Origin of the sequence: Mycobacterium sp. (assembly GCF_049683355.1) — a bacterium.
In the GTDB taxonomy this organism is placed as follows: domain Bacteria; phylum Actinomycetota; class Actinomycetes; order Mycobacteriales; family Mycobacteriaceae; genus Mycobacterium.
Genome location: NZ_JBAUJB010000189.1, coordinates 1 through 12,583, shown reverse-complemented (window position 1 = coordinate 12,583; position 12,583 = coordinate 1). Strand labels below are relative to the sequence as shown.

General features: G+C 67.2%; 7 protein-coding genes. 2 read left to right on the top strand and 5 right to left on the bottom strand.

The annotated features are described in order from the left end of the window. The coding region (locus WA944_RS11345) for a haloacid dehalogenase type II (RefSeq protein ID WP_526646942.1) at nt 1–617 on the bottom strand (617 nt) is incomplete at its 3' end. 260 nt (nt 618–877) lie between these two features. On the opposite strand from WA944_RS11345, the gene WA944_RS11340 reads away from it, so the two are divergent. After that, the gene (locus WA944_RS11340) at nt 878–2,530 is read left to right on the top strand and encodes a glycine/sarcosine N-methyltransferase (RefSeq protein ID WP_526609794.1); all 1,653 of its coding nucleotides are present in this window, start codon (nt 878–880) and stop codon (nt 2,528–2,530) included. A gap of 66 nt (nt 2,531–2,596) precedes the next feature. Here the strand turns inward: WA944_RS11340 and WA944_RS11335 are convergent, their stop codons facing one another. Further along, entirely contained in the window at nt 2,597–4,972 is a 2,376-nt protein-coding gene (locus WA944_RS11335) for a cadherin-like domain-containing protein (protein ID WP_526609792.1), read from the bottom strand. Between the two features lie 190 nt (nt 4,973–5,162). On the opposite strand from WA944_RS11335, the gene WA944_RS11330 reads away from it, so the two are divergent. After that, nucleotides 5,163–5,939 carry an acyl-CoA thioesterase gene (locus WA944_RS11330; RefSeq protein WP_526369318.1) on the top strand — a complete coding sequence of 259 codons (777 nt, stop codon included), beginning with the start codon at nt 5,163–5,165 and terminating at the stop codon, nt 5,937–5,939. A 42-nt stretch (nt 5,940–5,981) separates the two neighbouring features. On the opposite strand, the gene WA944_RS11325 is transcribed toward WA944_RS11330, so the two are convergent. The 3 genes from WA944_RS11325 to WA944_RS11315 form a co-directional block, all read right to left on the bottom strand. Continuing rightward, nucleotides 5,982–10,133, bottom strand: coding sequence for a beta strand repeat-containing protein (locus WA944_RS11325; RefSeq protein WP_526369320.1), 4,152 nt, complete (start codon nt 10,131–10,133; stop codon nt 5,982–5,984). 83 nt (nt 10,134–10,216) lie between these two features. After that, complete coding sequence (locus WA944_RS11320) at nt 10,217–10,513, bottom strand: hypothetical protein (protein ID WP_526369322.1); 297 nt, start codon at nt 10,511–10,513, stop codon at nt 10,217–10,219. Nucleotides 10,514–10,574: 61 nt separating this feature from the next. Next, on the bottom strand, nt 10,575–12,583 hold a 2,009-nt coding region (locus WA944_RS11315; RefSeq protein WP_526609789.1), incomplete at its 5' end, for a helix-turn-helix transcriptional regulator.

Here is a 12,583-nt window from a genome sequence, read left to right as displayed (position 1 = left end):
GGCAACGGCAGCGCGGCGTTGCCCGGGCGGGTGAGCAGCGCCGCGCTCATCCCGGCCGCCTGCGCGCCGATCAGATCCCACGGATGCGCGGCCACCATCATGCAGGCCGAGGCCGGCACACCCACGTCCTCGGCGACGGCGGTGTACAGCTGCGGCGACGGTTTGAACATCCGCTGCGGGTCGACGCTGAACTGGTGCTCGAAGAAGTCGCCGAGACCCGCGGTGTGCAGCGGGGTGCGCCCGTCCGGGGGTGCGGGTGAATTGGTGAGGGTGACCAGCCGGTAGCCGTGGTCACGCAACGCGGTCAGCCCGTCGGCGACGTCCGGATGTGCGGGCATGGTCTTCATCCCGGCGGCGAATTCGCGCAGGTCGTCGTCACCGACGTCGACGCGGTGCACCTCGGCTGTCATCTGCAGCACCGCACGCCCCAGGGTGGCGAAATCGGCGTAACGACCCGACAGCGTGAGCGCCATCGAGTACATCACCAGCTGTCCGAACCACTCCCGCAGCACCCGGGCATCCCCGAAGATGCGCTCGAAGTGCGGTTGCAGCGACTCGATGTCGATGAGGGTTTCGTTGACGTCGAAGACCAGCACGGCCGGCTCTGGCTCGGACATGTTCTCCCTTTCGTGACGACTCCGTGATGACGCCACCTCACCGTACGACCGGCGGCCGCACCGACCCCTGCGGTCGCGGGAACGAGGCCATGAAAATAAGGTGGAACCGCGGTGTGGGTGCGGCGGTTTCCTGTCCCCCGCTCTGCGGGGAACGGCGCGGCAACGCCTTCGCCCGGCGTGCGCAGTCCTCAGAACGACGGAACAGCGCACGCATCGGCGTCTTCGGATGCGTGCGGAAGCCCACGTCAAAGAAAGGTCGCATGACTTCCACGAGCACCCGAGACAATGCCGAACTACGGATGCACGAGCAAGACTACGGTCAGGATCCGCTGGCCGACCGCAACACAGATCTCTACCGCGGCGAATACGTGATGAGCTTCGTCGAGAAATGGGACGAGCTGATCGACTGGGACGCGCGGGCCCAGTCCGAGGGCCGGTTCTTCATCGACGTGCTGCGCGCACGTGACAAGAACAGCGTGCTGGACGTGGCCACCGGAACCGGTTTCCACTCGGTCCGGCTCACCGGCGCCGGATTCAACGTGACCAGCGCCGACGGTTCGGCCGCGATGCTGGCCAAAGCCTTCGAGAACGGCAAGAAGCGCGGGCTGATCCTCAAGAGCGTCCAGGCCGACTGGCGCGAGCTCAACAAGAGCATCCAGGGCAAGTACGACGCCATCATCTGCCTGGGCAACTCCTTCACCCATCTTCACGAGGAGCAGGACCGCCGGCGCGCACTCGCCGAGTTCTACGCCGCGCTGCGCCACGACGGCATCCTGATCCTGGACCAGCGCAACTACGACGAGATGCTCGACCACGGCTTCACGTCGAAACACAAGTACTACTACTGCGGCGACCAGGTCTCCGCCGAGCCCGAACACGTCGACGACGGGCTGGCGCGGTTCAAGTACACGTTCCCCGACGGCGCCGAGTACACGCTGAACATGTTCCCGCTGCGGAAGAACTACATGCGGCGCCTGATCCGGGAGGCCGGCTTCGAACGGGTCCGCACCTACGGCGACTTCCAGGAGACCTACCAGGAGAACGAACCCGACTTCTTCGTCCACGTGGCGGAGAAGTCGGTGGAGACCGGACCCACGGCCGCCGATGAGGCCGAGGCCTACTACGACAGCGACGACGCGGACAACTTCTACTCGCTGATCTGGGGCGGCGAGGACATCCACGTCGGGTGTTACGAGGACACCCGCGACATCGGTGCGGCCGGGGTCGCGACCGTCGACCGGATGGCGGGCACGCTGTCCGGGCTCGACGCCTCGAGCGTGGTCGTCGACCTGGGCGCCGGGTACGGGGGCTCGGCGCGCCGCCTGGCCACCGCGCACGGCTGCGCCGTGACCTGCGTCAACATCTCCGAGACGCAGAACGACGCCAACCGGGCCAAGAACCGCAAGGCCGGACTGGATCGCCAGGTCCGCGTCATCCACGGCAGCTTCGACGACGTCCCGATGCCGAGCGGTAGCGTCGACGTCGTCTGGGCCCAGGACGCCTTCCTGCACGCGCCCGACCGGCGCAAGGTGATCGACGAGGCGTTCCGGCTGCTCAAGCCGGGCGGAGAACTGGTCTTCACCGATCCGATGCAGGCCGACGACGTGCCCGACGGGGTGCTGCAACCCGTCTACGACCGGCTCAACCTGCGCGATCTGGGGTCGATGCGGTTCTACCGGGAAGCCGCCCAGGCCGTCGGCTTCGAGGTGCTCGACCAGGTCGACCTCGTCGGCAACCTGCGCACCCATTACGACCGGGTGCGAGAAGAACTGGAGTCCCGGCGCGCCGAGTTGGAGCAGCGGTCGTCGGCGGCCTACCTCGACAAAATGGTTGTCGGACTTCGCAATTGGGTGGACGCCGCCGATCAGGGCCACCTCGCGTGGGGAATCCAGCGGTTCCGTAAGCCGGCCTGACCGGAGTTGTCGGAGGTGGCTGCGACGACGATGTCATGTCGTCGGTCGCAGCCATCTCTTCGACTCCTAGAGTGCGGGTGAGGCGACCTGCCACCCGGTCGCGGGATCGACGGCGATGCCCGTGACGTCGACGGCCTCGAACCACTGCAGCGGAATCGTGGACAGTTCCCGTTGCATGCCGGCCAGGTCGATGCCCTCCCAGCCGTTGCTCATCCCGACGAGGTTCATCCCGTCTTTGCCCGGTCCGCCCGAGTCGAAGATGACGGCTCCGTGCACCTGCAAGGCACGCAGCACAGCCTGCGTGGATTCCGCGTATCCGCTGAGGTCGACGTCGTCGCGCAGCCGGAACACCATGCCCATCGGCACGCCGTCGGCGCCGCTGCCGTCACCGGCCCGTGCTGGCCAGACATACCCTGCGCCAAGGTCTTTGGCGATTGTGATGCCAAGCATGTGGTCGACATACCCTCGTTCGATCTCGTCGGGCCGCAGCATCATCGGCACCTGCGGCATTCTCGCCGCGTTGGCGAAGCCGATGCTGGGGTACAGCGCCGAACTCATGTCGTAGTGCACGCCGCCCTGCGCGATCCAGGACGACCCCCAGATCGACCGGTAGAGGGCGTTGCCGAGGATGTCGAGAACTCCAGCGCCGGGCAACTCGACACCGTTGGCGACGTTGATCAACTCCTGGGAGATGCAGGTGCCTTCCTGAAACACGAACAGGTGCCGGTCCCACGCCGGGTACGACGGCATGCCCTCGACCAAAGGGCGATCCGGGATCGCGTACGGCCGGTCGTCGATACCGGGGCCCGAGGTCGAATAGCCGCGATTGAAAATCACTGTCTCCATGGGATGGTCGGCGCCGACCACATTCACCGGGATACCCCCGGTGCTGCCCATCCACTCGTTGCCGCCCCAGCCCGCACGCAGGGTGGCACCCCTGCTACCGCCGAGGAGTTCGATCCAGCCGTCCGATTCGGACAGCGTCGGCAGATTCCGGATATCGGCGTGATAGATGGTGTCGGCCGGCATCAAGGTGCAGCCGCAGAACGTGGATTGTGGCACCGTCGCCGCGGACTGGGTATCAGGAGTGATCACGACGCTGACCGTCACGGTGGTGCTGCCGCCGTGTCCGTCGGAGATCGTCACCCCGAACGTGTCGGACCGTCGAGCCGGAGTGGCGTAGACCGATCCGGCGAGGAGCCTGGCGATGTCGTTGGGCGAGTAGGTGATCGCACCGTCCGCGCTCACCACGACCGTGCCCTTCTCGGTGGTGGCGGAACCGCTGTAAGTCAGGGTGTCGCCGTCTGCGTCGGTCCCGATCACCGCCCCGGTGACGACGCCGCTGGTGGCATCCGGGGCGTTGACGGTGGCGCCCCCGGTCGGCGCGGTGTTGAACGGGCTGATCGCCACCGTCACCGGGATCTCGGTGACGGCGCCGTACTCGTCGGCGACGGCCACCCGGAACATGTCGGTACGGTCGGTCGGCGCTGCGGTGGCGGCGGCAGCCTGATGGCGGGCCGCGGCCGTCGGCGTGTAGGTGAAGGTGCCGTTGCCATTGACGGTGACGCTGCCCCTGGCGGTCTGGGTGGTGGCGGCGACAAAGCTCAGCTTGTCCCAGTTGGGGTCGACGGCGGTCACCCTGCCGGTGACCGCACCGGTGCCCGCGTTGGGCGTGTTCACGGTGGTGCCCCGGGCTCTCGGCGCATTGTTGAGGGGGACGATCATGGTGGTCACCGTCGTCGACGTGACCCCGCCGCGACCGTCGCTCACGGTGACAGCGAACCGGTCGGATCGAACGAACGGCAGGAACCGGGCCAGCAACCGGGAGAAACTGGTGGGTGTGTAGGTGAAGGCGCCTGCGCCGTCACCGGTGACCCGACCGAACCTGGCCCGGTCGGCGGTGTAGCTCAGCTCGTCGCCGTCCGGGTCCTCACCGATGACGGTCACGTCGGTGACCCCGGTCAGCCCGTCGGGGCGGTCGACCGATGTCGTGACCGTGGGTGCCGAGTTCGCGACATCTGCGGCCACGATGGCATCGGGGGATTCCTCGGCGGCACGTCGTGCCGACGACACCACTGCAGCGACGGCCTGGGTCTGCGCCGGCAGCGAGTCGTCGACATCCTCGTCGGCTTCGACGAAATCGACGTCGTCGATTTCTGGGTCGGCCGCGACGTCCGCCATATCGTCGTCAGGCTCGTCGGCCTCGTCGGCCAGTTCGTCGGCGATGTCCTCGTCATCGGACACTCCGGTGTCCTCGTCCGCCGACTCTGGCGCTTCGACGGCACGCTCGTCGCGGGCGTCGCGCTTGTCAGCGGCGCTGATGTCCGAAGCCGCGTTGTCCGACGTAGAGGTGTCCGACGCCGCGCTGTCCGACGTAGAGGTGTCCGCGGCGGCCACCGCAGCCCCACCGAGGAGCACCGCGGCCCCGACACCTGCCGACACCGCAACACCGGCGACCCATCCAATATGTTGCTGCACCACCCCGGGGACCCCCTCCCACTTGAGCCCGAGCCTAGACCTGCAGTTAGCGGGCTGATGCCGAATCGCCGAATCTCGATCCAGCCCCACAGTGGGGGCCATCAACGACGAACCCTTAACATGTGTCAACTGCGTTGAACACCGATGGAGGACCATGCCGAGCTGGATCGCCGAACTGGTACAGCTCGACGGTGAGGGCGAGAACTTCCGCAGTACAGCGACTTTCGGCGCCGGCGGCCGGCTCTTCGGCGGCTTGATCGCCGCGCAGGCGCTGGCCGCGGCCGGTGCGACGCTGGCGCCCGGACGGTTGCCGCAGTCGCTACACGCGTACTTCATCAAAGGGGGTCGGGTCGGCGTCGACGTCGAGTACGTCGTCGAGCTCACCCGCGACGGCAAGTCGTTCAACACCCGCCGGGTCACCGCCAGCCAGGACGGGGTTCCGATCTTCGAGATGCTGGCCTCGTTTCACCGTGCCGAGACGACCACCGACTGGCAGCGCCCCGAAGCGCCGAGCGTCGCGCTGCCGGACACCACGCTGGCGAACCCACTACCCGAACAGTGGGCCGATCACTTCGAGATCCGCACCGCCGGCGCAGGCATGGACGACTGGCCGATCCAGCCGATGTGGTTCCGCAGCCGGCACGCCATCGAGGACGATCCGCTGCTGCGGGCGTGTGCGCTGACCTTCATCTCCGACGTGGGCCTGGTGGCGATTGCCCGGCCGCCCGGCGAGCAGATGCCCCGCGGCGGGGCGGCCAGCCTCGACCACGCGATGTGGCTGCACCGCCCCTTCGACCCGCAGCGGTGGCATCTCTACGACGCCCAGGCTGTCAGCCACAGCGACGCCCGCGGCCTGGCCCGAGGCTCCATCGTCGACCAGGACGGAACCCTGGTGGCCAGCGTGGCGCAGGAGTCGCTGTGGCGGCTGTGATCAGCCGGCTTCCGTTGCGCGGGGCTGACGCCGGCGGAGGGGTCACTCGTCGACGAACAGCTTCACCACCGTCAGCCCGTCGCCGGGACCGGTCGCAGCATCCAGGTCGTAGCCGACGGCGATCGCGGTGTTGCCATCACCGGGGCCGGCTGACGCCACGCTCTGCCCGCCCACCACGACGGCCAGGTTGTACTCGCTGTCAGGGCTGTTCAGCGGGTCATCGAAGTCAAACCCGGACTCGGCCTTGCTGAACGTCCCGATCGCCACGGCGATGTTGCTGCTCCCGAGCACCTGCGCGGCGCTTAGGGCACCGAATACGTAGGCCACATTGTCGTCTCCCGGGCCGAGCCGTCGCGTCGAGGAGTTGTCACCGCGAGTGAGCATCGTGTTGTTGCTACCCACGTCATCTCCGGTTCCGGCGTCGGAGCCGTCCCCGCGCACGCTGGCGTAGTTGTTGTCGCCGTTGGCGGCAGTGGCGCTGCTGCCGTTTCCCCGGACTGTGGCGGTGTTGTTGTCGCCCCCCACGCCCAGGCCCAAGCTGCCACCGCTGATCGCCGAACTCTGGCTGCCCCGAACGGTCGCGGTGTTGCCGTCGCAACCGTCGGTGGTGGCGAAGGAGCAGCCGGCTTCGGCGTTGGATTGCCGACCACTGACGAGAGCGGTGTTGTGATCGCCGCCACGGGCGGTACCCAGGTTGTTGTCGCCGTAGACCCTTACGGTGTTGTGGTCACCGTCGCCGATCTCAGCGGTGTTGCCGTTGCCCTGGACATAGATGCGGTTGCCGGTGAAACCCAATCCCGTCCCAGCCACATTGCCGTCCCCGATCACCACGACAAGGCTGTCCTCGCCATAGCCGGCGCCGCTGTTGTCGCTCCCTACGAGGCGTACGGCGGCACCTTCGTCAGCCGTCGCAACGTTGTCCCTGCCAACCGCAATAGCGTCGCCGTTGGTGGTCGCGACAGCGCTAGACGTGCCGTACACCGACGCACGGCCGAATGCGCCGCCGTACGCCTCGGTAGAAGCCGAACTGTTGCTGCCAACGACTTCGGCGATTCCCAACGCCCCGCCAATAGCGTCGACTGTGACGACGCTGGAATCGCCGATGATTCGTCCCACGCTGCGGCTACCGCCGTCGGCGCTGACGAGGATGGTGTTGCCGTCTCCGACCATCACCCCTCTTGACACCGAATCGACGCCCGCGTCGACATTGAGCGTGGCTGCATCGCCCCGCAACGTTGCCCTGGAGTAGGAGTTGTCGTTCGCCAGGGCAGTGGAAAAATTTCCGTCGCCGACAATGCTCACCGACGCTCGACTGTCGTCGGCGATGGCCAGACCATCATTTCCGGCGCCGACGATCACCACCTGGGCGCGGCCGCCCGTCGCCGCAGCAGTTCCCTCGTTGAGCCCGCCTATCAGCTGCACGGTGGCGTATCCCCCGCCGTCAGCGGCGGCGGTCGCCTCGTTCTCGTTGCCACGAACCACGATCACCGCCCGGCCGTCTTCGGCGTCGGCATCGGCCGTGTTGCCGTCACCGACGATCTTCGTAAAGGCATGTCCACCGTCTGTCGATTCCGACGTGCCGTTATTGCCGCTTCCCTGCACCAGGACTGTGGCGCGAGAGTCGACGGCCGAAGCGGTACCCGCGTTATCGTCGCCGATCAGCATGACCGTGGCGCCCTGGTCGAAGCCGCCCTCGCCGAATGCGGAAGCGACGGTGGAACTATCCGTGCCGATGACGAGGCTGGTCGCATTGGCGCCGTCCTGACCGAACGACAGGCTGTTACTGCCGGAACCCACAATGCGCGCGATCGCAGTCGAGCCGTCGTTACCCACGGTGTTGGCGAAACTGTCGGAGCCGATGATGACGGCTCGGCTCCGCGACCCCGCGCCCGCAAACGCTGTGGCGCTGTTCGACTCACCAACGATTCGCGCAGTGCTCGCACCCTCGCCGCGGGCGTAGGCGCTGCTGACGTCGCCGCGGATATAAGCCACGCTGTGACCGTCAGTGGCTTCGGCGATGTTGCCGTCACCGGCGATCCGCACCGTGTTGCGGTCGCCGGATCCAGCGGTGACGAACTCGTTGGGCGGAGCGTCCGGACCGAAGAAGCGTTCACCGTTGTCGTTTCCGCGGATGACCACGGTGTTGTGGTCGCCATCACCCGCCCTCGAGACGTTGCCCGCTCCCGTGATGACGACGCTGTTGTGATCGCCGGAATCGATCAGCACACCGTTGTCATCACCGAAAACCAGCACCGTGTTTCGGTTGCCGCCCGCGATGGCGGTGGCGGTGTTTTCGTCGCCGACGAGCAACACCAGGTTCTCACCGAACGCCGTTGATCCCGAATTATTGTCACCGAGCACGATCGTCGCTCCGCCCACGCCGTTGGCAGTTGCGGAGTCGTTCATGCCAACGATGACGGCGAGGCCACGGCTGCTGGCTTCCGCGGCGTTGTCTGAACCGATGATGACGGCCGTCGCGTTATCCACCGCGCTGGCCACGTTGTTGTCGCCTCGGATGTAGGAGAAGCTGCGCTCCTCGGCCCCGGCCAGGTTGTCGTCTCCGACGATGACCACTCTCGCGCTCGCGGCCGCGACGCCGATACTGCCGACACCGTCGACCCGGACGAAGTTGCGGTCACCGTCCGCACTTGCCTCGCTGTTGTTCCCCCGAACCCTGACGGTATTGCGGTCGCCGTTTCCCGCGAACACCACTCCGTCCAAGGATGGCGGCGTCTCCGTGGAGCCATTATTGTTGCCGCGCACCACAACCGTGTTGTGGTCACCATCTCGAGCAAGCGCGGCGTTGTAGTCGCCGACAGCTATGGCGGTGTTGCGATCACCGTCGGCAGCACGAACGATATTGCCCTCACCCACCGCGACAGCGCGATTGAAATCGCCGGTAGCAGCTGTGGCATTACTGAGTTCGCCGATGATCACGGCCCTGGAGAAGGCCCCGTTCGCCGTGGTCGAGTTCGTGTCTCCGATGATCAACGACGTCGCGAAGATGTCGCTGTCCGCGGCGCTCGCATCCGCTGCGTTGCTGTCGCCGAAGATGATGGCCCGCGCGACCCTGCCGCTGGCCGAAGCGGCGCTGTTGGCGCCGTTGATGTAGGCGACGCTGTAGCGACCGTCGGCAGAGGCCACGCTGCCGTCGGCGACGATCTTGGCTGTGATGCCGTGGCCGTTGGAGACTGCGGTGTTGCCGCCGCCGCGGATGATCGCCCTGCTGAAGTCACCGCTGGAGGTCGCATTGTTGTTGTCGCCGTACACCCGCGCCCGATTGAAGTTGCCGTCGATCGCCTCGGCGGTGGAGTCGTCACCACGAACCACCGCACGTGAGAACCACCCCTGCGCAGTGGCCGTCGCGTTCTCCCCATAGGCGATGGCGATCGAGCCGAACCCGTCCGAGATCGCCACCGCAGTGCCGTTCTGCACCAGCTGCACACCGTTGATCGAAATGCTGTAGTTGGCATACGTCGCCTCGATCTCCCGACGTATCCACCCCAAAATCCCCAACAACGCCGGCGACGGAGCCGCCGGTGCCGCGGGTGCTGCCGGCGCGGCCAACGGCGCCATCGCCGCGCCCAACGCACTCGAGGCTACTTCGACAAGCGTCCCCGGCTGGGCCTGCAACCCGCGCGCCGGCGGCTCCGACTCCGTCGCCGCAGCGGCCGGCTCAGGCTCGGACACCTCTACAGTTTCGGCAACCGGCTCCGGCACCTCGTCCGCGAACACCTCCACCTCGGAGTCCCCATTGCCGATGTCCTCGACGAGGCCTTGCTCGACGACCTCCACGGGCTCCTCGATATCGCCACCGTCGGCTTCGACCTCGGCGTCGACCTCAGCGCCCAGCTCCTCAGCGCCCAGCTCCTCAGCGACCTCATCGGCCTCAGTCTCCGCGTCCTCGTCCGCGCCTTCGTCGTCGAGGTCGCTGCCTTCACCGACATCGGAGTCCGACTCCCCGCGGTCCGAAACCGAGTCACTACCAGCGCCGTCCTTATCCGACGACTCAGACTTCGACCCCTCAGACTTCGGCGAATCAGACTTCGACGAACCAGACTTCGACGAATCAGACGAAGCCCCACCGTCCGACGACTCGGCCGACGCCAGCGCCGGACTGTTGGCCATCGCCAACCCCAAACCCAGCGCCACCGCCAACGCACCAACCCGCGACACGTACTTCGCCGACTCCATCCGTAACAACCCCTCACCCAGCGCACACTTGTGGACGCTCCGAAGGTAGAAGGCCAACCCGCCCCGCCGAATCAGGGAAATCCCTATCCCGACACCCTCGACCCGCTCAGACCGGCGTGCAGCGCCGCGTTGAGCCGCATCGGCGGCAGGCCGGCCCGCTCACATGTGGAGGTGACGGATTCTGCGGACGGCGCCTCGAACAGGCCGAACACCACCTCATCGGCCGGCACCGCGAGGGTCACCACCAGGCGCACGGCAGCACATGCGCCAGGCCCGGTGATCGCCGCATACAACCGCGCCACGACGTCGTTGACGTCACCCTCGGCGCACTTCTGCACATACCACTCCGCAAGAAAGCGCTGGGTTACGGCCGGTGTCATGGGCAGGAAACTAACCAGAACTCGGGGTGCGGGGAATCAGGGGTTTCCCTTGCACCCCCTCCTATAGGTCGCTGGGGTTCAGATGCCGGGCCAGCTGGCTGCGCGAGCGGATACCGAGCTTGCGATAAGTGCGCGCCAGGTTCGCCTCGACCGTCTTCGGGCTGATGAACAGGGCCGCCGCGATATCCCGATTGGTGCATCCCGCGGCGGCCATCTCGGCTACGCGCTGCTCGGAGACGGTCAGGGCGGCGGGCCCGCCCAGCGTGACATCGACACGGGCGAGTTCGGCGCGCGCACGCTCGGCCCACAGCGGGGCGCCGTACTCGTCGAACACCGCCAAGCTGCGGCGCAGCGAATGGGTGGCGGCCTCGCGATGACGCCGGCGCCGCTGCAGCTTGCCCAGCAGCAGTTCGGTGCGGGCCCGCTCGAACGGCATGGGCAACTGCTTGTGCCTCTGCAGCGCCTCTTCGGCACTGCGTGTCGCGGCGGCCAGATCCCCGCGCGCCGCATGGAGCATGCTCCGGCAGCGCGTGCCGGCAGCCAGAAGCCAGGTGCGTTCCAGGCGCGCGCCGTTGCGCTCCAGCCGTTCGATCAACGATTCGGCGCGCTCCCACCGACCTACCTCGACGAGCGCCTCGGCTGCGTCGGCGACGAACGGTGCGGTGATGATCTCGGTTGCTGCCGGCATCGTGTCGAGAACGTCCAAAGCCGGTTCCAGCAGCGCAGTCGCAGCCTCATGGTTGTGCAGCGAGACCTCGAGAAATCCGAGTATGGAGATCGGCCACACCAATAGCGTCGTTGCGCCGCTGCGCCGGCTCGCCGCGATCGCCTCCTCGGCGAACCCCCGGGCGGAGTCCTCCTTCCCCGCGTAGGCGGCCAGCGCGGCCTGCATCGTGTGGGCAATTCCGGTGGCGAGTTCGCCACCGAGCTGCTCGGCGCGCTCCATCGCGTCAGCGGCGACAGCTTGCGCGGCATCGATGTGCCCCAACCACAGCTCGACCAGAAAACTGTTGAACGTCACCGGCAGCATCTCGGATTCCTCGCCCCGTTCGATGCAGCGGCGCCGGATCGCCAACAACTCGTCGCGGCCCTCCGCCAGCCGGCCGGTCCACGACAGGAGGCAGGCCCGATGCAAACTTGGCCGGAACGGGGCTGGCACGTGGCCGGCCTCGCTCTCCAACAACATTGCCCGCTGCAATGCAGCCTCGTCGAGACCATCACCTCGCATGAAGCGAAAATGGACCCGCATCGTGAGCGCCTGGCACGACAGCAGCGGCAACCCGGCCCTCTCGGAAAAAGCTTCGGCTTGTTCGATGTACGCGATCGAGGCCTCGATATGTCCGCCGTTGAACACGGCAAACGCCAGAGCCGTCAAGATCTGGGCCCGGCGCGCCGGATCCTCCCCGGCCTCAGCGAGCGCACGCTCGAGCAGGGCGGCGGCTTCGAGGAAATGGTTGTCGAACAGGTGCACCGCGGCCAACTGCGCCCGCGCTTTCGAACGCAACGACCCCTTCGGCAGCGCCTCGACGACCGTCTCCAACAATGCCCTTGCCGCGCCCGGGTCGCCCGCGGCGAGGTGGTATCGGGCCGCTCGGATCCGACGCTGCGGAGTGCTGTCGGGATCATGCTGAATGGCGATGTCGAGCAGTTCCGCTGCGGCAGCCGGAGCTCCGCGCGCATTCGCGGAGCGAGCTGCATCGTCCAGCTTTCCCAGAATCGCCGGATCGGCGGCAGTGGCGCCCAAGGCCAGGTGTCGGGCTCGCAGCTCGGGCTCATCGATCACCTCGGCCAGCCGTCGGTGCATCTCACGCCGCGCACTCGCCGTGGCGCCGGCGTAGACGCCCTGGGCCAGCAGCGGATGAGTGAACCGGACGCGGCACCCGTCGAAGCCGACGATTCCGTCGTCCTCAGCTCGGCTCAGTAGATCGAGGGTCTGCGCAGCATCGCGATCGATGGCCTGCGCGACCGTCGTCGTCGACACGGTTCCCGCGCATGCAACCGCCAGCAGGCAGGCCAGCACCTCCTCTGGCAGACTCCCGACCCGGGCCGAGACAAGTTCAGCCAAGGTGC

Bases quoted from the DNA above. Each gene is read 5' to 3' on its own strand.
- WA944_RS11340 (WP_526609794.1), top strand. From the start codon at position 878: ATGACTTCCACGAGCACCCGAGACAATGCCGAACTACGGATGCACGAG.
- WA944_RS11330 (WP_526369318.1), top strand. From the start codon at position 5,163: ATGCCGAGCTGGATCGCCGAACTGGTACAGCTCGACGGTGAGGGCGAG.
- WA944_RS11325 (WP_526369320.1), bottom strand. From the start codon at position 10,133: ATGGAGTCGGCGAAGTACGTGTCGCGGGTTGGTGCGTTGGCGGTGGCG.
- WA944_RS11320 (WP_526369322.1), bottom strand. From the start codon at position 10,513: ATGACACCGGCCGTAACCCAGCGCTTTCTTGCGGAGTGGTATGTGCAG.